This window comes from Cohaesibacter intestini (genome assembly GCF_003324485.1).
Taxonomy (GTDB): Bacteria; Pseudomonadota; Alphaproteobacteria; order Rhizobiales; family Cohaesibacteraceae; genus Cohaesibacter; species Cohaesibacter intestini.
This window is the reverse complement of record NZ_QODK01000002.1, coordinates 938,740-962,577: the sequence shown is the minus strand read 5'-3', so window position 1 is coordinate 962,577 and position 23,838 is coordinate 938,740. Positions and strand designations below refer to the sequence as shown.

The 23,838-nt window shown below is 56.9% G+C and carries 20 protein-coding genes and 1 other RNA gene; 17 read left to right on the top strand and 4 right to left on the bottom strand.

The genetic code is table 11. The annotated features are described in order from the left end of the window. Nucleotides 1-12 precede the first annotated feature (12 nt). The 6 genes from DSD30_RS09970 (at nt 13) to DSD30_RS09945 (ending at nt 8,048) form a co-directional block, all read left to right on the top strand. Nucleotides 13-309 carry a DUF1244 domain-containing protein gene (locus tag DSD30_RS09970; RefSeq protein ID WP_114009467.1) on the top strand — a complete coding sequence of 99 codons (297 nt, stop codon included), beginning with the start codon at nt 13-15 and terminating at the stop codon, nt 307-309. 215 nt (nt 310-524) lie between these two features. Then, nucleotides 525-782, top strand: a complete 258-nt coding sequence (locus DSD30_RS09965) for a DUF2312 domain-containing protein (RefSeq protein WP_114009466.1) — start codon at nt 525-527, stop codon at nt 780-782. 204 nt (nt 783-986) lie between these two features. Beyond that, nucleotides 987-1,958, top strand: a complete 972-nt coding sequence (locus tag DSD30_RS09960) for an ArsR/SmtB family transcription factor (RefSeq protein ID WP_114009465.1) — start codon at nt 987-989, stop codon at nt 1,956-1,958. 124 nt (nt 1,959-2,082) lie between these two features. Beyond that, nucleotides 2,083-2,997 carry a methylenetetrahydrofolate reductase [NAD(P)H] gene (metF, locus tag DSD30_RS09955; protein WP_114009464.1) on the top strand — a complete coding sequence of 305 codons (915 nt, stop codon included), beginning with the start codon at nt 2,083-2,085 and terminating at the stop codon, nt 2,995-2,997. A 96-nt stretch (nt 2,998-3,093) separates the two neighbouring features. Next, nucleotides 3,094-6,792 (top strand): methionine synthase, encoded by a 3,699-nt coding sequence (gene metH / locus DSD30_RS09950; protein ID WP_114009463.1) that lies wholly within the window; start codon nt 3,094-3,096, stop codon nt 6,790-6,792. A 518-nt stretch (nt 6,793-7,310) separates the two neighbouring features. Beyond that, nucleotides 7,311-8,048: a DNA alkylation repair protein gene (locus tag DSD30_RS09945; RefSeq protein ID WP_157967638.1), complete on the top strand. Its 738-nt coding sequence runs from the start codon at nt 7,311-7,313 to the stop codon at nt 8,046-8,048. A gap of 15 nt (nt 8,049-8,063) precedes the next feature. Here the strand turns inward: DSD30_RS09945 and DSD30_RS09940 are convergent, their stop codons facing one another. Then, nucleotides 8,064-9,356, bottom strand: a complete 1,293-nt coding sequence (locus tag DSD30_RS09940) for an amidase (RefSeq protein ID WP_114009461.1) — start codon at nt 9,354-9,356, stop codon at nt 8,064-8,066. 179 nt (nt 9,357-9,535) lie between these two features. Here DSD30_RS09940 and DSD30_RS09935 point away from each other — a divergent pair, with 179 nt between their 5' ends. The 3 genes from DSD30_RS09935 to DSD30_RS09925 all read left to right on the top strand — a co-directional run bounded on the left by DSD30_RS09935 (nt 9,536) and on the right by DSD30_RS09925 (nt 11,920). Continuing rightward, the gene (locus tag DSD30_RS09935) at nt 9,536-10,237 is read left to right on the top strand and encodes an extensin-like domain-containing protein (RefSeq protein WP_157967637.1); all 702 of its coding nucleotides are present in this window, start codon (nt 9,536-9,538) and stop codon (nt 10,235-10,237) included. A gap of 160 nt (nt 10,238-10,397) precedes the next feature. Continuing rightward, entirely contained in the window at nt 10,398-11,108 is a 711-nt protein-coding gene (locus DSD30_RS09930) for a TerB family tellurite resistance protein (RefSeq protein ID WP_114009459.1), read from the top strand. 65 nt (nt 11,109-11,173) lie between these two features. Next, on the top strand, nt 11,174-11,920 hold the full coding sequence (locus DSD30_RS09925) for a peptidoglycan recognition protein family protein (protein ID WP_114009705.1): 747 nt from the start codon (nt 11,174-11,176) through the stop codon (nt 11,918-11,920). 32 nt (nt 11,921-11,952) lie between these two features. Here DSD30_RS09925 and DSD30_RS09920 read toward each other — a convergent pair whose 3' ends face one another. The 3 genes from DSD30_RS09920 to DSD30_RS09910 form a co-directional block, all read right to left on the bottom strand. Beyond that, complete coding sequence (locus DSD30_RS09920) at nt 11,953-12,381, bottom strand: glyoxalase superfamily protein (RefSeq protein WP_114009458.1); 429 nt, start codon at nt 12,379-12,381, stop codon at nt 11,953-11,955. Continuing rightward, on the bottom strand, nt 12,378-13,787 hold the full coding sequence (locus DSD30_RS09915) for an MATE family efflux transporter (protein WP_114009457.1): 1,410 nt from the start codon (nt 13,785-13,787) through the stop codon (nt 12,378-12,380). Before DSD30_RS09915 ends, DSD30_RS09920 begins: the two co-directional genes overlap by 4 nt. A 213-nt stretch (nt 13,788-14,000) precedes the next feature. After that, nucleotides 14,001-14,669 carry a pyridoxamine 5'-phosphate oxidase family protein gene (locus DSD30_RS09910; RefSeq protein ID WP_114009456.1) on the bottom strand — a complete coding sequence of 223 codons (669 nt, stop codon included), beginning with the start codon at nt 14,667-14,669 and terminating at the stop codon, nt 14,001-14,003. Between the two features lie 121 nt (nt 14,670-14,790). Here DSD30_RS09910 and pdxR point away from each other — a divergent pair, with 121 nt between their 5' ends. From pdxR to DSD30_RS09870, 8 genes are all read left to right on the top strand, one after another. After that, entirely contained in the window at nt 14,791-16,284 is a 1,494-nt protein-coding gene (pdxR, locus tag DSD30_RS09905) for a MocR-like pyridoxine biosynthesis transcription factor PdxR (RefSeq protein ID WP_114009455.1), read from the top strand. A 32-nt stretch (nt 16,285-16,316) separates the two neighbouring features. After that, nucleotides 16,317-16,705, top strand: an RNA gene (gene rnpB, locus DSD30_RS09900) — RNase P RNA component class A. A 539-nt stretch (nt 16,706-17,244) separates the two neighbouring features. Beyond that, nucleotides 17,245-17,730 carry a division/cell wall cluster transcriptional repressor MraZ gene (locus DSD30_RS09895; protein ID WP_114009454.1) on the top strand — a complete coding sequence of 162 codons (486 nt, stop codon included), beginning with the start codon at nt 17,245-17,247 and terminating at the stop codon, nt 17,728-17,730. Then, on the top strand, nt 17,727-18,761 hold the full coding sequence (gene rsmH / locus DSD30_RS09890; RefSeq protein WP_114009453.1) for a 16S rRNA (cytosine(1402)-N(4))-methyltransferase RsmH: 1,035 nt from the start codon (nt 17,727-17,729) through the stop codon (nt 18,759-18,761). The genes DSD30_RS09895 and rsmH overlap by 4 nt, the downstream gene beginning before the upstream one ends. Next, entirely contained in the window at nt 18,758-19,129 is a 372-nt protein-coding gene (gene ftsL, locus DSD30_RS09885; RefSeq protein ID WP_114009452.1) for a cell division protein FtsL, read from the top strand. Before rsmH ends, ftsL begins: the two co-directional genes overlap by 4 nt. A gap of 9 nt (nt 19,130-19,138) precedes the next feature. Next, nucleotides 19,139-20,860 carry a peptidoglycan D,D-transpeptidase FtsI family protein gene (locus DSD30_RS09880; protein WP_114009451.1) on the top strand — a complete coding sequence of 574 codons (1,722 nt, stop codon included), beginning with the start codon at nt 19,139-19,141 and terminating at the stop codon, nt 20,858-20,860. A 46-nt stretch (nt 20,861-20,906) separates the two neighbouring features. After that, nucleotides 20,907-22,403 carry a UDP-N-acetylmuramoyl-L-alanyl-D-glutamate--2,6-diaminopimelate ligase gene (locus DSD30_RS09875; protein ID WP_114009450.1) on the top strand — a complete coding sequence of 499 codons (1,497 nt, stop codon included), beginning with the start codon at nt 20,907-20,909 and terminating at the stop codon, nt 22,401-22,403. After that, entirely contained in the window at nt 22,400-23,803 is a 1,404-nt protein-coding gene (locus DSD30_RS09870; RefSeq protein ID WP_114009449.1) for a UDP-N-acetylmuramoylalanyl-D-glutamyl-2,6-diaminopimelate--D-alanyl-D-alanine ligase, read from the top strand. Before DSD30_RS09875 ends, DSD30_RS09870 begins: the two co-directional genes overlap by 4 nt. The last annotated feature ends 35 nt before the right edge of the window (nt 23,804-23,838 follow it).

Below are 23,838 nucleotides of genomic sequence, written 5' to 3'. Positions count from 1 at the left end.
AAGGGGAGCCGTATGAGTGAGATCAGTCAGACCGAATTGGAAGCCGCAGCCTTTCGCCGCTTGATGGCGCATTTGCGCGAACGCACCGATGTGCAAAATATCGACATGATGAATCTTGCAGGCTTTTGCCGCAATTGCCTGTCGCGCTGGTATATGGAGGCGGCCAATGAGGCCGGACTCGATATGAACAAGGAAGCTGCGCGCGAAATCGTCTATGGGATGCCCTATGACGAATGGAAAGAAAAATATCAGAAAGAGGCAAGTCAGGGCCAGCTTGACGCGTTCAAAATTTCGCACAAACACGACTGAGTGCGGGCAATTGAGCGTATCTGGTCCGCAAGCCCTATTCTGAAGGACTGGCAAAAATGGTGTGCTCGGTGTCAAAGAGACTTTGCGCCGGAATGGATCGCTGTTAAGGATGTCGCAACACAAATTTGGTTGAAGAGCGGTTACGCTCGCCCAGGCATGTTGGCCCCCGAGTGCCGATGCTTTCGGGCGACGAACCGATAATTGGAGTGTAGGATATGTCAAATCCAGGTGGTGTCGCTGCCGATCAGCTGCGTGCTTTTGTCGAACGCATTGAACGCCTAGAAGAAGAAAAGAAAGCCATCTCTGATGATATCAAGGATGTCTATGCAGAAGCCAAGGGCAATGGCTACGACGTCAAGGTGATGCGTCAGGTGGTTCGCTTGCGCAAGCAGGACAACAATGAGCGTCAGGAAATGGAAGCTCTGTTGGATCTGTATCTGCATGCCCTCGGCATGGCGCCAAGCGCCGAATAAGCACCTTTATCGATGCTTTTCATCAAAACCCTGCCTCACAAGAGGCGGGGTTTTTTGATGTTTGGCTGACCTATGAGGCATTTTTGACCATTGGGTCGGCAATCAGTGCATGTGTATGTGCACAGGATATCAGGGAGCGTCTTTCCGGCTTGCATCTTCTGCATTTGTCGCATAAAGATATCTTTATATCTTTGGGGAGTTCAGATGCTATCACTTGATGAAATGGTTGGATTGTTGAAGGCGAGCGGGGAACCAACCCGTCTGCGCCTTCTGTCGCTGCTTGCGGAAGGGGATTTGTCGGTCAAGGACTTGACTGCGATCCTCAATCAGAGCCAGCCAAGAATCTCACGTCACCTGAAGCTCCTTTATGAGGCCGGTCTGGTCGACCGGCTGCCGGAAGGGGCCTGGGTCTATTATTGCCTGACGCGGGATCAGGCCAAGGGGGATCTGGTTTCCGCTTCCCTGCGGCATATCGATCAGGACGATCTGATGATTCGCCGTGATATGGAGCGTCTCTCCCAGATCAAACTAACCCAGCGACAGCAGGCGACGGAATATTTCCAGCAGAATGCCGAGCGGTGGGACGAATTACGAGCGCTGCATGTGCCTGAGAGTGCCGTGGAAAGTGCCATTGTCGAGGCGCTGGGCGACAAGCCGATCCAGCGGATGCTTGATCTGGGCACCGGCACGGGCAGCATGTTGTCGCTTTTGGCGGATCGCTGCCGCTTTGGCCTTGGGGTGGATGCCAACCGTTCAATGTTGGCCATCGCACGGACACGTCTGGATGGCCCCCATCACAATCACCTGCATGTGCAGCAGGGCGACATTCTCGATCTGACGACGCTGGAGCGGAGCTTCGATCTGGTGACGGTGCATCAGGTGCTGCACTATCTGGACGATCCGTCGGCGGCGCTGAATGAGGCGGGGCGGGTGTTGCTGCCCGGTGGCCGCATTCTGGTGGCTGACTTTGCGCCCCATGATTATGAATTCTTGCGAAAGGACCATGCTCACAGACGACTGGGTTTCTCCCATGACGTCATGAGCCGCTGGATGAAACAGGCTGGCTTTGCCGTTGTCTCGGCGACTGATCTGTCGGAAACCCGCCGGATCGACGAGATGAGCGATACGCCGCTGACGGTGACGATCTGGGTTGCCGAAAAACGAATGCCTGATTGAGCGCCGAGACTTTGCCTTTACCGATTTGGGTGTCGCCTCACCAATGAAGGGGTGGATCACCAAAGTGATGACAGGACTGGCCCGAACCTCCCAAGACAGGGCCGTCAAGACTGAGAGAAGACTGATGAACCATAATGCAGAACGCAGCGGACGCCGCAGCCAAAGCGCCGACAAGCTGAATATTTCCTTCGAGTTCTTTCCACCAAAGACCCCGAAGATGGAAGAAAAGCTTTGGGAATGCGTTGAGCGTTTGGCCCCGCTCGCCCCTGACTTCGTGTCTGTGACCTATGGCGCTGGCGGCTCGACCCGCGAGCGGACCCACGCCACTGTCGAACGGATCATCAGGGAGACCTCTGTTCCGGCTGCTGCGCATCTGACATGCGTCGGGGCGACCAAGGAAGAAGTCAATGATGTGGTGCGCTCCTATATCGAGGCTGGCGTCAAGCATATTGTTGCCTTGCGTGGGGACCCGGCCGACGGGGTAGGCACCAAATATCAGCCGCATCAGGGGGGCTATATCAATGCGGCCGATCTGGTCGGTGGCATCAAGCAATTGGGTGATATCGAGGTGTCCGTCTCGGCCTATCCGGAAAAGCATCCCGAAAGTCCGGACTTTGCGACCGATGTCGAAATGCTTCGCCAGAAGGTCGATGCAGGGGCGACACGGGCGATCACGCAATTTTTCTTCGACAATGATCTTTATGAGGCCTATGTCGAGCGGGTGCGGCGGGCCGGAATATTCATTCCCATCGTGCCGGGCATTCTGCCGATTCACAATTTCGTGCAGATGGCCAATTTCGCCTCACGCACGGGGGCGAGTGTGCCGCAATGGCTGGCCAACCGGTTTGAAGGTCTGGAAAATGACGAGGAAACCCACCGGTTGGTGGCTGCTGCCATTGCTGCCGAGCAGGTGAATGATCTGCATGAACGTGGTGTCGATGATTTCCATTTCTACACCATGAACAGAGCCAATCTGTCTTATGCGATCTGTCATTTGCTTGGCTTGCGTCCGATCAAGGGCGCGGCAGAGCAAGATTAAGCTGAGCAACAAGATCAAGACCGAATAGACATAAACTGACAGAGCCGTGCGGGAGAGCGACCCGCCTTGCTCTGGATAGACAAGGAACCAGTCATCATGTCGAGCTTGCCTCTTAGCCCGTCCTTTGACGCGCTGCGTCGTTTGGCGTCCGACCGTATCCTCATTCTCGATGGGGCAATGGGTACCATGATCCAGCGGCTCAATCTGACGGAAGAGGATTTCCGCGGGGAGCGCTTCAAAAGCTGGAATCAGGATCTGAAGGGCAACAATGATTTGCTCTCGATCACCAAGCCGGAAGCCATTCGCGATATCCATCGGCAATATTATGAAGCCGGGGCCGATTTTGCGGGCACCAACACCTTTTCCTCGACCACCATCGCGCAGGCGGACTATGCGATGGAGCATCTGGCCTATGAGCTGAATGTCGAGAGCGCCAAAATTGCCAAGGAAGCAGCCGAAGAGGTAATGGCCAAGGAGCCGGGCCGCCAGTGCTTTGTGCTGGGTGCCATGGGGCCGACCAACCGGACCGCCTCCATTTCGCCCGATGTCAACAATCCCGGTTTCCGGGCGGTGTCATTCGATGTGTTGAAGGACGCCTATCGCGAGGCGGCGCGCGGTCTTATCGATGGCGGTGCGGATGCGCTGGCCGTTGAAACCATCTTTGATACGCTGAATGCCAAGGCAGCCTTGTTTGCGATTGAGGAAGAGTTTGAAGCGCGCGGCATGCGCTGGCCGGTGATCATCTCGGGCACCATCACCGATAAATCGGGGCGCACCCTGTCTGGCCAGACGGCGGAAGCCTTCTATCATTCGGTCCGTCATGCCAAGCCTTTTGCGGTTGGTCTCAACTGTGCCCTCGGGGCAGCTGAATTGCGTCAGCATGTGGCGTCGATTTCGCGTGTTGCCGAGACACTGGTCTCGACCTACCCGAATGCGGGTCTTCCGAACGAGTTCGGGGAATATGACGAGAGCCCGGAACATATGGCCGGACTGATCAAGGAATTTGCCGAATCTGGCCTTGTTAACATTGTCGGTGGCTGTTGTGGCACGACGCCGGACCACATTGCGGCCATTGCCGAAGTGGTCAAGCCGGTCAAAACCCGCGTCATTCCGACCATCGAACAGCATATGCGTCTGTCGGGGCTGGAGCCCTTCACGCTGACGCCTGAGACCAATTTCGTCAATATCGGGGAACGGACCAACGTTACCGGGTCGGCGAAATTCCGCAAGCTGATCAAGGATGGCGACTATGAAGCCGCACTCGATGTGGCCCGCCAGCAGGTGGAGAATGGTGCCCAGATCATCGATGTGAACATGGATGAAGGCTTGCTCGACTCGGAAGAGGCAATGGTGACCTTCCTCCATCTGATCGTGGCCGAGCCGGACATTTCCCGTGTGCCGGTGATGGTCGATAGCTCGAAATGGAGCGTCATCGAGGCGGGCCTGAAATGCTTGCAGGGAAAATCGGTGGTCAACTCGATCTCGATGAAGGAAGGCAAGGAGGCCTTTATCGAACAGGCCAAACTGGTGTTGCGCTATGGTGCGGCGGTGGTTGTGATGGCCTTCGATGAGAAGGGGCAAGCCGATAGCCTTGAGCGCAAGATCGACATCTGCAAGCGCTCCTATGACATTCTGGTCAATGAAGTGGGCTTCCCGCCCGAAGACATCATTTTCGATCCAAACGTCTTTGCGGTGGCAACGGGCATCGAGGAGCATAACAATTACGGGGTCGACTTCATCGAGGCGATCCGCTGGATTCGCCAGAATCTGCCCGGTGCCCATGTGTCTGGTGGCCTGTCAAACCTTAGCTTCTCCTTCCGCGGCAACAATCTGGTGCGTGAGGCGATGCATTCGGCCTTCCTGTTCCATGCCATCAAGGCAGGGCTGGATATGTCGATCGTCAATGCTGGCCAGCTGATGGTCTATGATCAGATCGACAAGGAGCTTTTGGAGCGGATCGAGGATGTGATCCTCAATCGCCGGTCTGACGGCACCGACCGTCTGCTGGAAGTGGCCGAGCGGTTCCTGCACCAGAAGGGCGAAGCCAAAGTGGTCGATCTGGCATGGCGTGAGTTGCCGGTCGAAAAGCGCCTTGAGCATGCTTTGGTCAAGGGCATTGGCGACTATGTCGATGAGGATGTCGAGGAAGCCCGTCTGGCCGCCAGCCGCACGCTCGATGTGATCGAGGGACCGCTGATGGATGGCATGAATGTGGTCGGCGATCTGTTTGGCGACGGCAAGATGTTTCTGCCACAGGTGGTGAAGTCTGCCCGCGTTATGAAAAAGGCTGTGGCCTATCTGCTGCCTTACATGGACGCGGAGCAGGAAGGCGAGCGCCAGAGCGCCGGCAAGGTGCTGATGGCGACCGTCAAAGGCGATGTGCATGATATCGGCAAGAATATTGTCGGCGTGGTGCTGCAATGCAACGGCTATGAGGTGGTTGACCTCGGCGTGATGGTGCCAGCCAATGACATTCTGGAAGCGGCGCGGCGCGAGAAGGTCGATATCATCGGCCTGTCCGGTCTGATCACACCGTCGCTGGATGAAATGTGTCATGTGGCGGCTGAAATGGAGCGGCAAGGCTTTGATCAACCGCTGATGATCGGTGGGGCTACGACCTCGCAGGTGCATACGGCGGTGAAGATCGATCCGAATTATGATCGTGGTCAGACCATTTATGTGACCGATGCCAGTCGCGCAGTCGGAGTTGCGACCAAGCTGCTGTCGCGGGACAAGGATGCCTATATCGCCGAGATCAAGGACAGTTATGTCGGCGTGCGGGCCAAGCATGAGGCCGCACAGGACAAGAAGCGCCGCTTGAGCATTGATGAGGCACGGACCAAGAAAATGGCATTGGACTGGACTGCCTATCAGCCAACCAAGCCCGCTTTCCTTGGCACCAAGGTGATTGATGATATCGATCTGGCGGATCTGGTGCCCTATATCGACTGGACGCCGTTTTTCTCGACCTGGGAAATGAAGGGGCGTTATCCGGCGATCCTCAGCGACGATGTCTATGGGGAAGCGGCGAGCAGCCTGTTCAAGGATGCACAGGCGATGTTGAAGCAGATCGTCGAGGAAAAATGGCTTACGGCCCGTGGTGTGTTTGGCCTCTGGCCTGCCAACGGGGTTGGTGACGACATTGCTGTCTATGCGGATGAGAGCCGCGACAGCGAGCTTGGTCGCTTCTATGGTCTGCGTCAGCAGATGGCCGGACGGTCGGCGCGCGCCAATGTGGCGCTTGGGGACTTTGTTGCCCCGCTCGACAGCGGTGTTGCCGATTATATCGGTGGCTTTGCGGTCTCGACCGGCTTTGGTGAAGCTGAGCGAGCCAAGGCCTTTGATGCGGCTGGAGATGACTATTCCAAGATCCTGCTGCAGGCTCTGGCGGACCGTTTGGCGGAAGCCTTTGCCGAAGCCATGCATCACAAGGTGCGCAAAGAGCATTGGGGCTATGCCAGCGATGAAACACTCAATGTTGAAGATCTGATCGCCGAGCGTTATCAGGGCATTCGTCCGGCTGCAGGCTATCCGGCTCAGCCGGATCACACCGAGAAGGGCACCTTGTTTGATCTGCTCGATGCGGAAGCGGCGATCGGAATCAAACTGACGGAGAGTTTTGCGATGGTGCCGGGATCAGCCGTGGCGGGGCTGTATTTCTCCCATCCTGATTCGCACTATTTCGGTGTCGGCAAGATCGAAAAGGATCAGGTCGCAGATTATGCAGCCCGGAAAGGCTGGACAACCGAAGAAGCCGAACGTTGGCTTGCGCCAATTCTGAACTATCGGCCATGAGGAACTGCCCGGTTCCCTCGACGTAATCTGCGAGGAAGCCGGGCTAATCCTTCTTTATGTATAGTTCTGCTTTTACATGTAGTATTCGCAAATAAAAAAACCGGGAAAAATCCCGGTTTTTACGCTTCCTAACTTCAGAAACAGCGTTGTTTTTCAAGTGCCTCTCTGAGCTTTCCTCCCGGATGCGTGCTTTTGTGGCTGGTTCCTTGTTTTAAATAATTCCAACCACAATAGCTGCAATGAATGCGAAAGCGGCACACAAAATCATGAAATTCATTGATTTGACCATGTAACCTCTCCTATCTGCTTTTATTGCTTGTGATCGAGTCTACGGCAACTTCGGTAATTCGCGAAGAGAAAAACATGCTGCGCTGCAAAATAATATCAGCCGCCAGTCACTATTTGCTCATAACTCCTTGTGGATTCAGGGGGCAACGTGCGACAATCGAGAGCATCAAAACCGGGGACAGGATCGGAATATTGCGATGCAGCATTCACAAAAGTGTCAAGAAGCGCTTGTGGAAGTGCAAGCTGCCCTTAAGGCAGATGCACGGGGCATAGATCCGCACAAAGCCGCAGAGCGGGCGCATTTCATGAAGGCGACCATGCCGATGTTCGGGCTTGGCGTGCCTGCGCAAAGAAAGCTGCTGCGTTGCGGTTACAGCTTCTCTCACTTGCCGTTCGAGGTGCAATTGCCGCTCTGGGCTCATATCTGGTCCGAGGCGACCCATCACGAAACCAGAATGCAAGCAGCCTTCTTCATCGAGAAACCGCCCGCAGGGACAGATCTTGTCTGGCTTTGGGGGGCAGTGAAAGATTGGGTGTCGAGCGTCAATTGCTGGGATCAGTCGGACACCTTGTCAAACCTCTATGCCCGGATCAACGAAGCCCATCCGGAGCTGGTGGTGCCGGTGCTCAGGCACTGGAATGGCAGCGACAATCCGTGGGAACGCCGGCAGTCGCTGGTGGCCTTGCTATGCTATTCGCGATTTCGGCGCTCATTTCCCGAACAAGCGTTGGTTTTCGAGCTGGTGGAGGCCCTGCTGGCGGATCCTGACTATTATGTGCAGAAGGGGCTTGGCTGGACATTGCGCGAAGCCTGGCATGTTTGGCCGGAGCCAGTGATGGCCTTTCTGGATAGGCATATCGTCACACTTGCCCCTGCCGCCTGGCAGGCTGCAACTGAAAAACTCGATCCATCGGTCAAGCAACGGTTGAAGGCCAAGCGGATGGCTGGGCGCAAGGCCGGACGCTGATGTGATTTTTGTGCTTTATGATCGAGCGCGGGCAATCGCTCCTTCTAGCCAGTGAGCAACATGCAAGGTGTGATGGTCTTCCATGAAGGGGCCGATGATCTGAACGCCAAGTGGCAGTCCATCCTCTGTTTGCATGCCTGCCACATTGACACATGGCAAGCCGAACAGGGTCCAGATGCGGTTGAAGATGGAGGAGCCGGTGGAGGCAAGTCCCAGGGGCGCAGGGCCGGGGGCAGACAGGGAGAGGAAGGCATCGAGATCTTCAAGATGCTCAGCGGCTTCGATGCGTGCCTCTTGTGCGCAGAGATGGGCTTCGTCATAGTCGGCAGCGGTGATGGTTTTTGCGAAATCGAGGGTCTGTTTCAAAACCGGGCTGAGCAGATCGCCGTGTGTGTCATGTTCCCAAGCCAGGGATTGACGGATTTCATAATCCTGAATGATCTGATGAGCATGGAAGGCGGCAATCCAGGTTTCGCTGGGTTCGATTTCGACCAGCTCCGCTCCCAGAGAATGGAGATGCTCCAGCAGGCTATTGAAACGGGATTTGTAGCCCGGATCCGCTTCGGGCCAGCTGTGGCTGCGAACGATGCCAAATTTCGGGGTGCGGAAGGGGGCTCTTGGCTGGATGGAGCAATTGCGGCCAGTCAGTGCCGACATGGCATAGGCGACATCAGCAACCGTGGCCGTATAAAGGCCGATCGTATCAAGCGACCATGCGCCGTCTTTCATGCCCGGTTTGGGTAACAATCCTGCGGATGGCTTGTAGCCGGTGATGCCGCAAAAAGCGGCGGGGCGGATGATCGAGCCACCGGTCTGGCTGCCGATTGCCAGATGGGCCATGCCCGAGGCGACGGCCGCTGCCGAGCCGGACGAGGAGCCGCCGGGAGTATGATCCAGATTGTGGGGATTGCGGGTCGGGCCGGGGTGGAAGAAGGCAAATTCGGTGGTGACGGTCTTGCCCAGCAGGGTGCATCCCGCCCGTCTGGCCTGCATGACAATGCTGGCGTCGCGTGCGGGATTGTGGGCGTGGTAGATGGGAGATCCATGGGCTGTGGGCAGATCGGCGGTGTCAAATATGTCCTTGACCGCAAGGCCAATCCCCTTGAGCGGACCGGATGAGGCAATCTGGCTGGTCGCGTTGGCATTCAAGGCGCAGAAGGCTTTCAAATGCTCTTCGACTTGATCAATGCGCTCAAGGCAGGCTGCGATGGATGCCTCTGGGGACAGACTGCCCTGTTCCATGGCCTTCAATTGATCAAGCAGGCTGACCGGGCCGACAAGCCCTGAATTGCTTTTTGTCTCCACCATGGGTTCCCCTCCCTTAATCTTAACACTTTCCTAGCGCGTTTCGAAAATAATCAGAGCAATCCGATTGAAACGACGTGCCTGATTTCATCTTTTGGGCGCATTTGCGCGGCCTGACTTGCGCGAAACAAACTCTAACAGGATGCGCCTTTCTTGGATGGGCTGCAAGCGGGAAGCCAATGATGGTGAAGGCAATAGACCTTGCGAAGACGGCATTGTGGGGCCTCGTTGGTGTCATGGTGCTGGCTGGTTGCAGCGCGGTTGCGGACCTGGAACCGGTTGATCAGGGCGCTTTGCAGGAAGACGCGGTTTTGCCTGGACTCGATGGTTTGGAGGGTCAATGTCCGGTGTTGGAGATGGGGCTGGTGTCCGGTCGGGAGTTGCCTGGAGTCAAGGAACGCAAGGTCTGTGGTCACCCCTATCCTTACACAATTGCCGGGATCAATGGACGCAATCCGGTTTCGTTCAATACGGACGCCAAGATCAACTGTGTGATGGCGACACAGTTGCAGCGCTATTTTGCCGACAGTGTGCAGCCGATGGCTTTGTCGATGCTGCGCCAGCCTGTGGTTGAGGTCCGTGTGGCCGCGAGCTATTCCTGCCGGACGCGCAACAGCAAGCGCGGGGCCAAACTGTCAGAACATGCCAAGATGAATGCCTTCGATATGAGTGCTCTGACACTGGCGGATGGCACAGTCCTGACCATCGAGGATGACTGGCATTCGATGGGACGCAAGGGGCGGTTCCTCAGGGCGATCAATCGCTCGGCCTGTCGCTATTTCACGACAGTGATCGGTCCGGGGGGTGACAAATATCATCAGGATCATCTGCATCTGGATCATGGTCGCCATGGCCGCAAGGGGACGTGGCGGTCTTGCCAATAGGGGCATCGGCGCGGGCGCGCTCCGGCCTGTCCCAATGGGTTGGTGGATGTGCGTTATGGTGCTTTCACTCTCGCATTTCCCAGTGAAGTCGCCTATGGTCTGGGTTTAGGGCGTGTCCCGGACGAGACTTGTGCGAGCTGGGGGAAGATCAGGAACTGCAATGAGTATCTGGAGCCAGATCGGCACACTTATTGACGGGCTCCGTCAGAGCGAGACTTTATCGGCCTTTGTTGACAAAGCGGCGGCGGTGGTGCGTGGCATGGGTGCCGGTGTTGATCGCAAGCAACTGACCTTCACGGTGGCGATGATCGCGCTTTCAGCCAAAATGGCCAAGGCGGATGGTGTCGTGACCCACGACGAAATCCTCGTCTTTCATGAAATGTTTGAAATTCCCGAAGGGGAAGAGCGCAATGTGACGCGTCTGTTCAACCTCGCCAAGCAGGATGTGGCCGGATATGACGCCTATGCGCGGCAGATTGCCGATCTGTTCGAGGAAGAACGCGATGTGCTCGAAGACATCATCGACGGGTTGTTCATGATTGCGGCCGCCGATGGGGTGATGCATGCACGCGAAATGCTCTATCTGGAGCATGTGGCCGACATTTTCGGTATCCCCGAGCGTTGTTTCGAACGCATAAAGATGGGACATGTGCAGCCCGATGAACAGGATCCCTATACCATCCTGGAAGCCAATCGCGGCATGTCGGATCTGGAGATCAAAAGCCATTATCGCAAGCTTGTGCGGGAGAATCATCCGGATCGGTTGATCGCCCGTGGTGTGCCCGAGGAGTTTGTCCGCATTTCAACCGACAAACTTGCGGCGATCAATCTGGCCTGGTCACAGGTCCAGTTGGAGCGCGGCTTGCGTTAGATTTGTGGCCTGTCCCAGACAAGGCATCGAAACAAATATCAAGACAAGACAGAATGGAGACGACAATGCTGTCAGCGACCCAGACCCAATGCGCTTGCAGTTTGAACCCTTCCCCCAATTTCGGTGATCGCAAGAATGATGGCAGAATCGATATGATCCTGCTGCATTATACCGGCATGGAGGATGACGATCAGGCGCTCAACTGGTTGTGCAATGAGACAAGCGAAGTGTCGTCGCACTATTATATCGACCGAGCCGGTGCGACCCAGCAGCTGGTGGCCGAGGAAATGCGCGCCTGGCATGCGGGGGAGGCTTTCTGGAAGGGCGAAAAGGACATCAACAGTTGCTCGATCGGTATCGAAATCGCCAATGCCGGGCATGAAGACTTTACCGAGGAGCAGATCGAGGCGGTGATTGCCCTTTGTCAGGACTTGATGGCACGCCACGATATTCCGGCCTATCGGGTGCTGGGCCATTCCGATGTCGCTCCGGGACGCAAAATCGATCCGGGAGCGAAATTCCCGTGGCAAAAACTGGCCGATGCCGGTGTTGGTCTGATGCCAGAGCCGGAAACGGCGCAAGGGGGGCGAACGTTCCAGCGTGGCGATGAGGGGCAGCCGATTCAGGCTTTGCAGACGATGCTGGCGGTTTATGGCTATCGGGTGGATGTGACCGGTGTTTTTGACGCTGCGACAGAAGCGGTGGTCAAGGCGTTCCAGATGCATTTCCTGCCAGAGAGAGTGGATGGGGTGGCGGACGCCGCGACGATCACCACCCTCTACAAGCTGAACACCCTGATGCCGAAGCTTTAAACCGGCTTCAGGGGGCTCGTTGCCTGGCTGGTCTAGAGTTCGAGCACCATGTGGGGGCGCCCGTCCGATGTCTTCTCTCGTGTCATGCCATCCGGGCCGATCACCTGTGTGGTGCGCTGTCGGAAGGCGGACCAGCTCTCAAAGGTGATGATATCAACCGGCTCATCAAACTTGAAGGTGAGCCGGAACCAGCCGTCGCCCATGCGGGTGACGCTGAGGATCTCGGCCCGGAAAGGCTGGGAGAGATAATGGCCGGACACGATGTCGCCGACCTGCCAGTTCCGTTTCGGCCGGTTGCCATAGTCTGCGAACAGGCTGTTCCAATCCCGAAAGCCATATTGCTGGGCAATCAGTTCCAGTGACTTGGAATGGGAGATGGCAGTGCCGTCGTCCGCCAATTTGTTTCTTAGTAATTTGGCCTGTTTCTTGGCTGCATCGATGGATGCGGGTTTGTTTGTCATGATTGCACCTTTGCGGGGGCTGCAAACAGACCCCATTGATATCCTGTCTTTCGTGCCGCATGACGCAGCAGCGCAAATGTGATGGCCAACATCAGGGCATCCGCCAGCGGACCGGTGAACCAGATGCCGATTTCACCTGTCAGCATGGGCAGGAGGAACAGCAGCGGCAGCATCAGGCAGTAGGTTTTCATCAGGCTGAGGATCGCTGCGCGTGGCACGTCGCCGATGGCCTGAAAATAGGTTGCCAGAATGAAGAGTGGCCCTGCCGTAAACATCATCATGGTTGTCTTGGGCAGGATGCGGATCATCTCGTCAATCACCCCTTGCTCGGAGATGAACAGGCTGGCAAGCATGCCGGGTGCGAGCATGAATAGAGCCTGAGCCAGCAGGCTGTAGATCAATGCTACACCAAGCGCGATGCGCAAGGCATGGTCGGAGCGATGCCAAAGGGCGGCACCAAAGTTGGATCCGAGAATCGACTGCATGGCTTGTCCCATTCCTAACAGAGGCAGGAAATAGAAGGTCATCATGCGGGTGATGATGCCATAAGCCGAGATGGTTTCGCCATAGTGGCTGGTGTTGACCAGTTGCAAGGCGGTGATCGTGGCTGTGGCGATGAGCGACATGCCGATAAAGCCAAAGCTTTGCGTTGCGCCAAGCGCCAGAATCTGCCGCCAGCCCGTGGCAAGCGAATGGCGCATCAGACCCATTGGCTTGAAGGCACTTGGCCCCCAATGGCGAAAGCCGAGAATGATTGTGAATGCCAGAGATTGTGCAGCTAGGGTGCCATAGGCCGAGCCTGCAATGCCCAAATCATAGTGGATGATGAACAGGGCGTTGAAGCCGATATTGGCAAGGGACACCAATAGGCTCATTGCAGCCATGATGGGAGCAAAGCCCTCATTGCGCAAGGTATCGACATGGAGCGAGAGGACCATGACCATCGGTGTGGCAAAGACCATGATGCGCAAATAGATCGTGCCAAGATGGGCAAGTGTTTCTGACCCATTGGCGGCGATGAGGGTCAGTTCCTTGCCAAATGCGAGATAGCTGGCGATGAAGAAGAAGCCGATCAGTAGAGCGAGGCCGTGCGCGCCGCTGAAATGGGCGCGTGCCTCATCAATATTGCCAGCGCCCAGTTGCCGGGCGATCAAGCTGGCAAGACCGCTAGAGACCAGCGTCGACAGGGCCACCATCAGCATATAGATGGGAAAGATCAGGGTGACCGCCGCCAAGGCCTCGGGGCCGACATAGTGACCGAGAAAAATGGCGTCGACGACCGTCAGTAGACCGTTCATGCCCATCACGAAAATGATGGGTAGGGCCGTGCGAGCAAAATGCGCACTGAGGGCACCGCTTAAAAACGGGCTATGCGCGTGCGATTGGGAAGAGTTGTCCGATGACATCTCAGCCTCCTAACAAGACGCATTTCCAAATAAGGATGGGGCTCGCATTGCCACCCGCATGAAATGCATGTGGGGCAGAGATTTCGGATCTATCATCAGGACTTCACCATGGGCTGTCGCCTTGCGAGCGGCAGGTGCCTGCAACCTGAGGGCGGATATAAACCTGTCCTCAGATCTTGTCAAGCTTGGCAAGGTTGCCTGTTTTTGAAGGCGCTAGCGGCGAGCGACCAGCTTCTTGATGCTGTCGGCGACCGGAATGCCGTCTTTCAGACGGCTGTCATCAATGGCTGGGCCGAAGCTGGTGGCAATCGGCACGATGCCGGCCCAGAAGTCGGTCGCATAGTCTTCCTCGTCATCGACCGGCATGCCGGCGCGGCATTTGGCAGCGGCGGTTTCGATCTCGACCGCGATCACCGTGGTGGCATTGATTTCCTTGTCTGTGGTCTCGCGGGTTTCGTCCCAGCGGCCCGGCGCGATATGGTCGGTGACCGCGACCAGAGCATCGTATTTTTCATCTCTGTCTTCCACAAGACGGCCGATGCCATGAATATTGGCCGAACGGTAATTCATTGAATGATGGAAGGCGGAACGCGCGACGACAAAGCCGTCGACGATGGTCACATTGATGCAGATCGGCAGGCCCTTTTTCAGGGCCTTGAACATGCGTGCGCCCTTGGCTCCATGGATATAAAGCTGGTCGCCGATCCGGCCATAGGCCATGGGCAGAACGAAGGGTTGATCATCGAGGGAAAAGGCCACATGGGCGATGAGACCATCATCGAGGATGGCGTGAATGGTTTGCCGGTCATAGTTAGCGCGGTTGGCCGTCCGTACCTTGTTGGTGGCTGTGATGGGAACCTGTTGGCTTGTTTGCTCACTCATTGGTTTGCTCTTGTCTTGACGCCTTGCGGGCGTAGATGCGGTGCTGTTTGGGTTTGGCTTGATCCAAACAGGCTTTTGGTTCTTAATGAAGATCCAATAGCATCAATTTGTAGGAACCAATATGCTTGCAAGTCACATCACTCTGGATCGTGCCGGGGGGAAGGGTCTCGTGCCGCAATTGTTTGAACAGCTCAGAGGGCTGATCGAGACGGGTGTGCTTGGGGCTGGCAGTCGCTTGCCGACCAGTCGACATCTGTCCGCCCAGCTGGGCGTGGGACGCAACAGTGTGGTGGCTGCCTATGACTTGCTGCTGGCAGAAGGCTATTTGCGCTCTGAAGGGCGGCGCGGCACCTTTGTCAGCGAAGCCTCACGGGGATTTGTGCCGGTCGAGCCCCCGGCGCGAGAGGAGCCGCCGCAGGCGCGTCCCCTGCGCTTGTCGCGCAGCGCCCAAGCGCTGATCGCGGTTGGGCGGCGGGATCAACCGACACCGCACACTTTTCAGCCGGGATTGCCAGATGTGCGCCACTTTCCCCATGACTTGTGGGGACGCTGTTTGAGGCGTGCGGCACGGGGGATGCATCAGCAGCCCCTGCTGGGGGGCTATGCTCACTATTATGGCCTGCCGGACCTGCGTGAGGCGCTGATAGATCATGTGGCCGTGAGCCGAGGAGTTTCTGCGTCTGCGGAGCAGGTGATTGTCTTTTCCTCGGCGCAAGCCGCTCTGGATCTGGTCGCGCGCCTGTTGCTGGATCCGGGCGATGTGGCGTTGCATGAAGAGCCGGGCTATGCGGGAATGCTGTCGGTGTTGCGCGGGGTGCATTCGGATGTCCGGCCAATTGAGGTGTATGCGGCAGACCGGTTTCAGCGGCTTGACGACTTGGTGGCTGATGGGGCTGTACCACGGTTGATCTATGTTTCGCCGTCCCATCAGTTCCCTTCCGGGCAGGTGATGGCGCTGGAGGATCGTTTGGCGCTGTTGGCCTTTGCTGCCAAACATGGGGCATTCGTTCTGGAGGATGATTACGACAGTGAGTTTCATTTCTCCAACGCGCCACTCTCCTGTTTGCAAGGGTTGGGTCGCGGCGAGCGGGTGCTCTATATGGGCACTTTCGCCAAATCGCTGATGCCCTCCTTGCGCCTTGCCTATCTGGTGGTGCCGCCGCCTCTGGTCGAGCCGGTCAGGAGGATGCAGCGCAATATGGGAGGGGTGCCGGGTTTGACGGTGCAAATGGCGTTGGCAGAGTTTTTGACCAGCGGGCATTTTCGCAGCCATGTGCGCGACATGAACAAGCTCTATCAGGCACGGCGGGATTGTTTGGCCGAGGCTCTGGCGGCTCAGTGTGGTGACATCTTGATGCCGGAAGTGCCGGATGGGGGCATCCAGATGCCTGCCTATCTGACACCGCGCCTGCTGGAAGCCGGGGTGCGGGATGATGCGCTGGCGGCGGCACTGGCAGCAATCGGCATCGAGTGCACGCCTTTGTCGGCGCTTTACTGGTCCGGTCGCTGTGAGGTGCGGCAGGGATTGTTCTTTGGCTATGCGGCATCCAATGAGGCCGAGATTGTTAACGCTGTCGCGGCAGTTGCGCACTGTCTCAAGCGCTTCGTCCCTTGACCTGCGATGCAATTGGGCTTAGGTCCGGGAGACCAGTCGGTCGGGCAGCCGCACCGGTCACGCGAAAGCAATCCGGTGAGGAAAGTCCGGGCTCCATGAAAGCACGGTGCCGGGTAACGCCCGGCGGAGGCGACTCTAGGGAAAGTGCCACAGAAAGCAAACCGCCCGACATCGCGTCGGGTAAGGGTGAAAGGGTGAGGTAAGAGCTCACCGCGTCTTCAGCAATGCGGACGGCATGGTAAACCCCACCGGGAGCAAAACCGAATAGGAATGGCGCGGGCGCAAGTCCAGCCGGCTTTCAGGCCAGTCATTCGGGTGGGTTGCTAGAGGCATTCAGCAATGGATGCCCCAGATGAATGGTTGCCGCGTGTGGCCCTCGGGCCGCGCCGTACAAAACCCGGCTTACAGACCGACTGGTTCTTCTTTTTCTTTCTTTTGCGTTTCTTCGCCTCCTGATGGGTGTCGCAGCGGAGTTGGTTGCGTCGCAAGACGCAGAAACCTTCTCTGGTGGTTCATGGGTTCTGTTCGTGGGTTTTGTTCATGGGTTTTGTCGGGCAAGTGCAAAATCCAGACGCCATTTGCCTGTTTTTAACCTGTTAAAAGTGCCTTTGGGCCTTTTGGACCAAATTGGCTTCAACCCTTTGTTAACGCTAATTTTCTTAAAATGGGAGATCGCGGCTGCTGTGGCGTGACTCCATGGGATTCCATTGACGCCCATATAATCCCATGATATCCCATATCCATGCGGTCCGGGGTCGTGTCGTCTGAAATGACTCGATCCCACAGACTATGCGGCGGACTACTCCCTTATCGGGAGGCAAGAGTGAAACAATGAGCGTTGAGGGCGGTTTGGGAACGCACCGGTAAAACGGGGCGGAGCAGAGCGCTGGATTTTCAGTGTTGTGAGGCATTTTTCGATCAGCCAAGGCGCGTCGAAAATGGTCCAGTAGGCGGGATAGGATGCAGGCATTTGTATCCAAATATGTGAACCGGTTGGATTCCAAGGGGCGTGTGTCGATACCTGCTCCCTTCCGGCAGTTGCTCGCACAGGATGGACAGGACAGCCTATTTTGCAGTCCTTCTCTTGACCAAGTCTCCATCGAGGCCGGTGGCTTGGTTTATCAGCAGGAAATCAACGATCAGCTCAACCAGTTCGATCCCTTCTCGGAAGAGCGCGAAATGCTCTCGACTGCCCTGTTGGGGGAGAGCGAGACTTTCAAGATCGACAAGGATGGTCGCATCGTCCTGAGCGAAAGCATCAAGGAATATGCGGGCATCACGGATGTGGTGGTGTTTGTCGGTCAAGGGACGAAATTTCGCCTCTGGCAACCCGATCGCTATGAGGTCCATCGCAAGGAAGCGCAAAAGCTTGCCCTGTCGAGGATCCGTCAAGGAAAAACAAATGTGGCCCCCAAAGAAGGGCAAGGCGGAGGAGACGAGGCATGAGCGAGCTCAGCGCGATGATCGATGGTGAAGACGCTCAGCGTCATATCCCTGTGCTGCTTGATCCTGTTGTTGATGCCCTTGATGCCCGTGACGGCGAATGGGTGCTCGATGGCACCTTCGGTTTTGGCGGCTATTCCAGCGCCATTCTTGATCGGGGTGCTTCGGTGCTTGGGGTTGACCGGGATCCGGAAGCTGCTGATCGGGCGGCGGTGCTGCAGACCAAATATGGCGAGCGGTTGCGGTTCGTGGCGGGCTGTTTCAGTGAGCTGGCCGATATTGCTGCCGATGAAGGGCTGACACCACTTGATGCGGTTGTGCTGGATATCGGCGTTTCTTCGATGCAGCTGGATGAAGCCGAAAGGGGCTTTTCCTTCATGCAGGATGGGCCGCTCGATATGCGGATGTCCCAGAGCGGGCCGAGCGCGGCGGACGTGGTCAATGGTCATGACGCAGTGGAACTGACCCGGATTTTCCGTCAGTTGGGCGAAGAAAATCAGGGGCGCCGGATCGCCGCAGCGATTGTTGAGCGCCGTGCGGTAACGCCGTTTGAGACCACGCTTGATCTGGCGAACCTGATCGAGAAGACCATTGGCCGCAAACCGACACAGAAGATACATCCGGCGACCAAGGTGTTTCAGGGTCTGCGGATCTATGTCAATGGCGAGCTTGACGAACTGGTCGACGGGCTGATGGCGGCGGAACGCTGTCTCAAGCCAGGCGGTCGGCTGGTTGTCGTGACCTTCCATTCGCTCGAAGATCGTATTGTCAAACGCTTCTTTCAGGAGCGTTCCAAGACCCATTCCGGCGGGTCACGTTATATGCCGGAGCAGGATCTCGCAGCCCCGAGTTTCGAAATGGCGGTGAAAGGCGGGGTGGGACCTGACGAGGTAGAACTGGCGCGCAATCCACGGTCCAGGTCAGCAAAGATGCGGGCTGGCATACGGACCGATGCTGCGCCTCACCCATTGGATGCAAAAGGGCTTGGATTGCCCAGAATGCTGGCGGAGAGCCGCTCAGGAGGCCGATCATGAGCAGACTCATCAATACCGTTCTGTTTCTCTTTGTGTTGCTGGGGGCCTTTTGGCTCTATCAGGTCAAACATGAAGCCAAAGAGGAAGAGAGCAGGATTGTCAAGCTGGAGCAGCAGATCGAGGACGAAAAGGAAGCCTTGCTGTTGTTGAAAGCCGAATGGAGCTATCTCAATCGACCCGAGCGGGTGCAGCAGCTTTCCGAGCGCTTCGCCGATCAGCTGGGATTGAGCGAAGTGCAGCCTTATCAGATTGGAACGGTTGCCGATTTGCCCGAACGGGTGCAGGAACCGTCAGAGGTTGGTGCAGACAAGCCGACCATCGACGAGTTTCTCAAGCAGGCACAACCGACAGCAGTGATCGTGGAATAGGGGCGGGCCATGACCGATCTTCTCGCCCGACAGGGGCAAATACGAACCGTGGACCATAATTTCGATTTTGACGGCACCAACAAAGTGCGCTCCAAGGAAACGGGCGTGCGTATCCAGATGTCGCTTGTCGTCTTTGTCTTTTGTTTCACTGTCATTGCTGCCCGACTGGTGATGCTTGGCTTTGCCACTCCGGCTGAAGCCAATCACCGCTCCAGTGCACAGGATGCCATGGCGGCAGCGCGGCCTGATATTCTTGATCGCAATGGCGAAATCCTTGCGACCGACATCAAGACCGCTTCGGTCTTTGCCGAGCCTTACAAGATCATCGATGTGGACGAAGCGGTGGATGCGCTGACCGGCGTGTTTCCAGATCTGGAAAGCGAAAGCCTGCGCAAGCGGCTGTCGGGCGACGGCAAGTTCACCTGGATCAAGCGTGAAGTCACGCCACGGCAACAACAGGCTGTGCATGAGGCCGGCATTCCGGGGCTTGGATTTTTGAGTGAAAATCGCCGCTTCTATCCAGCCGGAGCGACGGCATCGCATATTCTGGGGCTGGTCAATGTTGACAATGAAGGCATCGCGGGTATCGAGAAGTTTGTCGATGAATCCGGCTTGTCGGTGTTGCATGAAACCGGCTTTGCCCGCACGGCGGACCAGAAGCCGGTGCAATTGTCTCTGGACTTGCGGGTTCAACATGTGTTGCGTGACGAGCTGCGCAAAAGCATGGAGAAATACAAGGCCGAAGCAGCGGCTGGTGTTGTTCTGAATGCGCGGAATGGCGAAGTGGTCGGCATGGTTTCCTTGCCGGATTATGATCCAAATGATCCAGTGGATGCGCAAAAGCCGGACCGTCTCAACCGGATGACTGCCGGTGTCTATGAGATGGGATCGGTGATGAAGCTGGTCACCACTGCAATGGCGCTCGATACAGGCACCGTCAATATGCAGGACAGCTTTGATGCGCGCCAGCCGATCCGGGTGCGGGGCGGTACGATTAGCGATTTCCATGGCAAAAAGCGGATCCTGTCCGTGCCGGAAGTGTTCATTTACTCTTCCAACATCGGCACTGCCAAAATGGCCCTGAAAGTGGGTCGTGAAGGCCATAAGGACTTTTTGCAGAAGGCCCATTTGCTGGATCGGGTCCAGACCGAATTGCCGGAATCACGCACACCTTCCTATCCGAGCAAATGGACTGATCTGTCGACCATGACCATTTCCTTTGGGCATGGTATGACCGTAGCCCCTCTTCAATTGGCAGCGACTGCGGCGGCTCTGGTCAATGGCGGCACCTATGTGACGCCGACCTTCCTCAAGCGCAGTGCCGATGTCATCATCTCGAAGGGTGACCGCATCGTCAGTCAGGAAACCAGTGAGAATGTGCGCTATTTGCTGCGTCTGAATGCGGTCAAGGGCTCGGGCAAACGCAGTCGGGTTGATGGCTATCTGGTTGGTGGCAAGACGGGCACGGCGGAAAAGGTCGAGAATGGCAAATATTCTCACAACAAGCTGCTGACATCTTTCCTGTCAGCCTTCCCGATCGACAATCCCGATTATGTGGTTCTGGTGATGCTGGATGAGCCAAAGGGCATCAAGGAAACTTATGGTTACGCCACTGCTGGCGTGAATGCCGCACCGACCGCAGGAGCAGTTATCCGCAGGGTTGGCGCAATTTTGGGGGTTAAGCCCCGTTTTGGCCAAAAGGTTGTTCCAACAGTGGCTGCATCCTTCTAAAGCTGACACCCGCAAGGGTGCGAATTGAAAGCCGGAGAGCCGTTGGATGAATGTGGCCGAACTGCTGGGCGCGCTGGAACAGCCCACTGAACAAGGCGGACTTGCCGCTGTTTCTGGACAGACAATTGTCGGCGTGACCGCCGACAGTCGGGCGGTGAAGCCCGGATTTGTCTTTGTCGGGGTGCCAGGGTCAACAGTGGATGGTGCGCAGTTCGTGCCGCAGGCGCTGGCGCAAGGGGCCGTGTTTGCTCTCATTGCACAATCCTCTGAGCTGCCTGCTGAGTTGGACGACGCTACAGCGCCGATTGTTCGGGTTTCTGATCCACATTTGGCGTTGGCCCGTCTGGCGGCGTTGTTGCATCCGGTTTCCCTTCAGCATGTTGGAGCGGTGACGGGCACCAATGGCAAAACGTCGATTGCTTCTTTCCTCAGACAGATTTGGGCCCATGCGGGTGCCGTTGCGGCCAATATTGGCACCATCGGCATCGAAGGGCCAAAAGGCACCAGCTATGGTGGCCTGACAACGCCGGATCCTGTCGGTTTGATTTCTTCTGTGGAGGGGCTGGTCGCGGAAGGGGTGACCCATCTGGCGCTTGAGGCCTCCAGCCACGGTCTGGAGCAGAAGCGCCTTGATTGCCTCAGCGTTGACGTTGGCGCCTTCACCAATCTCACCCGCGATCATCTCGACTATCATGGCACGCTGGAAGCCTATCGCGATGCCAAGGCTTTGTTGTTCAAGCGTTTGGTGCGCGAGGGTGGTGCTGCGGTGATCAATCTTGATGACCCGCATGGGGCTTTCTATCTCGATATTGCCGAGGCGCGCGGGTTGACCTGCTATACGGTGGGGCATGCGGCCGAGGCTGATCTGGTGATCGAGGCCATCGAGATTGATGGCTTTGACCAGTCGGTGACTCTGTCCGGTCTGTGGGGCGATGTGACCTGCCATGTGCCGCTGGTTGGTAGCTTTCAGGTGTCCAATGCTTTGGTCGCGGGCCTGATGGCCTATAGTGGCGGGGTGGAACCTTCTGTCATTCTGGAGGCCATTGCCAAGCTGAAAGGCGCCTGCGGGCGGATGGAGCTGGTGGGCCATGCGGGTCCAGAGACGGCGATTTATGTCGACTATTCTCATACGCCAGATTCGCTTGCCGTTGCGCTTCAGGCTTTGCGGCCTTTTGTTAAAAACCGGCTGATTTCAGTCTTTGGCGCAGGCGGTGACCGCGATCCCGGCAAGCGGCCGATGATGGGGCAGGCGAGCAATGATTTTGCCGACTATTCCATCGTCACCGATGACAATCCGCGTTCTGAAGATCCGGCCCTGATCCGGGCTGCTGTGATGGCGCCGGTGACCAACGGGGTGGATGTTGGCGGACGTCAGGATGCGATCACCCTCGGGGTGCGCATGATGGAGCCGGGCGATATTTTGCTGGTGGCTGGCAAGGGGCATGAAACCGGCCAGACGATTGGCAAAGAGGTGCTGCCTTTCTCAGATCATGACGCCGTGGCGCGCGCCTTGGCCGAAACCGGGAAGGGGACAGCGCAATGAGTGTTCTCTGGACGACTGAGGCCTTTGTTGCGGCAGTCTCTCCGGTCTCCCAGCCGGGAGGCATCAAGGATGTGACCGGTATTTCCATCGACAGCCGAACGATTGGTGAAGGCGATGCCTTCTTTGCCATCAAGGGCGACCAGTTTGACGGCCATGCCTTTGCACGGACCGCCTTGGAAGCAGGCGCTGCTGTGGTGGTGCTGGATGAGGCTCAGCGGGCTGACTTTGCCGACATTGGCGAGCGGGTGGTGTTTGTCGACGATGTTTTGAAGGCGCTGGAGCGTCTTGGTCGTGCGGCGCGGGCGCGGATGAAAGGCAAGGTGATTGCCATCACCGGCAGCGTGGGCAAGACCAGCACCAAGGATGCCTTGCGCGCGGCTTTGGCACCAAGTGGCCGGCTGCATGCAGCCAATGCGTCCTTCAACAATCATTGGGGCGTGCCGCTGACCTTGGCGCGGATGCCTGAGGATGCAGAATTTGGCATTTTTGAAGTCGGGATGAACCATCCCGGTGAGATCCGCACCCTGATCGACATGGTGAAACCGCACCTTGCGGCGATCACCACGATTGTTGCCGCTCATATCGGGAATTTCAATTCGATTGACGAGATCGCCGCAGCAAAGGCTGAAATCTTTGAAGGTGTGGTCGAAGGCGGTGCGGTGTTGCTCAATGCCGACAATGCGTTTGATGGCTATTTGACCGATACCGCCAAGGATCTCGGCATTGCCCATATCCATCATTTCGGACGTGCCGCCCATGCGGATATCCGCCTGGAAGCACTTGATTTGCAGGCCGATGGCTCGGATCTGACTTTGTCTTTGTTCGGTGAGCCTGTGTCCTGCCATGTGGCAGCGGCGGGGGAGCATCTGGCGATGAATGCCTTGGCCGTGCTTGGCTTGGTGCGCCTTGCTGGTGGGGATGTCGAGGCTGCTTGTCTGGCGCTTGGGACCCATGGGGCGAGCAAGGGGCGTGGTGAACGCCATAATCTTGCCGTGCGCGGCGGCACAGTTTCGTTGATTGATGAAAGCTACAATGCCAATCCGTCTTCTGTTGCTGCAGCTCTGGCGACTCTTGGTCTTTCAGAGACCAAGGGGCGGAAAATCGCCGTTCTTGGGGACATGTTGGAACTGGGTGAAGAGAGCGCAGAGATGCATGCTGCGCTTTTGCCAGCCATCCAGTCGGCGGGCATCGATCGGCTCTATCTCTGCGGGCCGATGATGGCTCACCTATGGGAAATTGCCCCTGTTGAACTGCGGGGCATTTATGCTAATAGCTCTGCTGATCTTGTCGCCCCGTTGTGCGAAGCGCTGCGGGATGGTGACGCGGTCATGGTCAAGGGATCATTGGGATCCCGGATGGGGCCGATTGTTCAGTCATTGCTTGAAGAGTTCAAACAATAGGCCCGTCAAAGGACAGGCTGCGTTTCAGAAAGGCC

Coding starts and splice junctions, on each gene's coding strand:
- DSD30_RS09970 (WP_114009467.1), top strand. CDS start 13: ATGAGTGAGATCAGTCAGACCGAATTGGAAGCCGCAGCCTTTCGCCGC.
- DSD30_RS09965 (WP_114009466.1), top strand. CDS start 525: ATGTCAAATCCAGGTGGTGTCGCTGCCGATCAGCTGCGTGCTTTTGTC.
- DSD30_RS09960 (WP_114009465.1), top strand. CDS start 987: ATGCTATCACTTGATGAAATGGTTGGATTGTTGAAGGCGAGCGGGGAA.
- metF (WP_114009464.1), top strand. CDS start 2,083: ATGAACCATAATGCAGAACGCAGCGGACGCCGCAGCCAAAGCGCCGAC.
- metH (WP_114009463.1), top strand. CDS start 3,094: ATGTCGAGCTTGCCTCTTAGCCCGTCCTTTGACGCGCTGCGTCGTTTG.
- DSD30_RS09940 (WP_114009461.1), bottom strand. CDS start 9,356: ATGGTGGAGACAAAAAGCAATTCAGGGCTTGTCGGCCCGGTCAGCCTG.
- DSD30_RS09935 (WP_157967637.1), top strand. CDS start 9,536: ATGGTGAAGGCAATAGACCTTGCGAAGACGGCATTGTGGGGCCTCGTT.
- DSD30_RS09930 (WP_114009459.1), top strand. CDS start 10,398: ATGAGTATCTGGAGCCAGATCGGCACACTTATTGACGGGCTCCGTCAG.
- DSD30_RS09925 (WP_114009705.1), top strand. CDS start 11,174: ATGCTGTCAGCGACCCAGACCCAATGCGCTTGCAGTTTGAACCCTTCC.
- DSD30_RS09920 (WP_114009458.1), bottom strand. CDS start 12,381: ATGACAAACAAACCCGCATCCATCGATGCAGCCAAGAAACAGGCCAAA.
- DSD30_RS09915 (WP_114009457.1), bottom strand. CDS start 13,787: ATGTCATCGGACAACTCTTCCCAATCGCACGCGCATAGCCCGTTTTTA.
- DSD30_RS09910 (WP_114009456.1), bottom strand. CDS start 14,669: ATGAGTGAGCAAACAAGCCAACAGGTTCCCATCACAGCCACCAACAAG.
- pdxR (WP_114009455.1), top strand. CDS start 14,791: ATGCTTGCAAGTCACATCACTCTGGATCGTGCCGGGGGGAAGGGTCTC.
- DSD30_RS09895 (WP_114009454.1), top strand. CDS start 17,245: ATGCAGGCATTTGTATCCAAATATGTGAACCGGTTGGATTCCAAGGGG.
- rsmH (WP_114009453.1), top strand. CDS start 17,727: ATGAGCGAGCTCAGCGCGATGATCGATGGTGAAGACGCTCAGCGTCAT.
- ftsL (WP_114009452.1), top strand. CDS start 18,758: ATGAGCAGACTCATCAATACCGTTCTGTTTCTCTTTGTGTTGCTGGGG.
- DSD30_RS09880 (WP_114009451.1), top strand. CDS start 19,139: ATGACCGATCTTCTCGCCCGACAGGGGCAAATACGAACCGTGGACCAT.
- DSD30_RS09875 (WP_114009450.1), top strand. CDS start 20,907: ATGAATGTGGCCGAACTGCTGGGCGCGCTGGAACAGCCCACTGAACAA.
- DSD30_RS09870 (WP_114009449.1), top strand. CDS start 22,400: ATGAGTGTTCTCTGGACGACTGAGGCCTTTGTTGCGGCAGTCTCTCCG.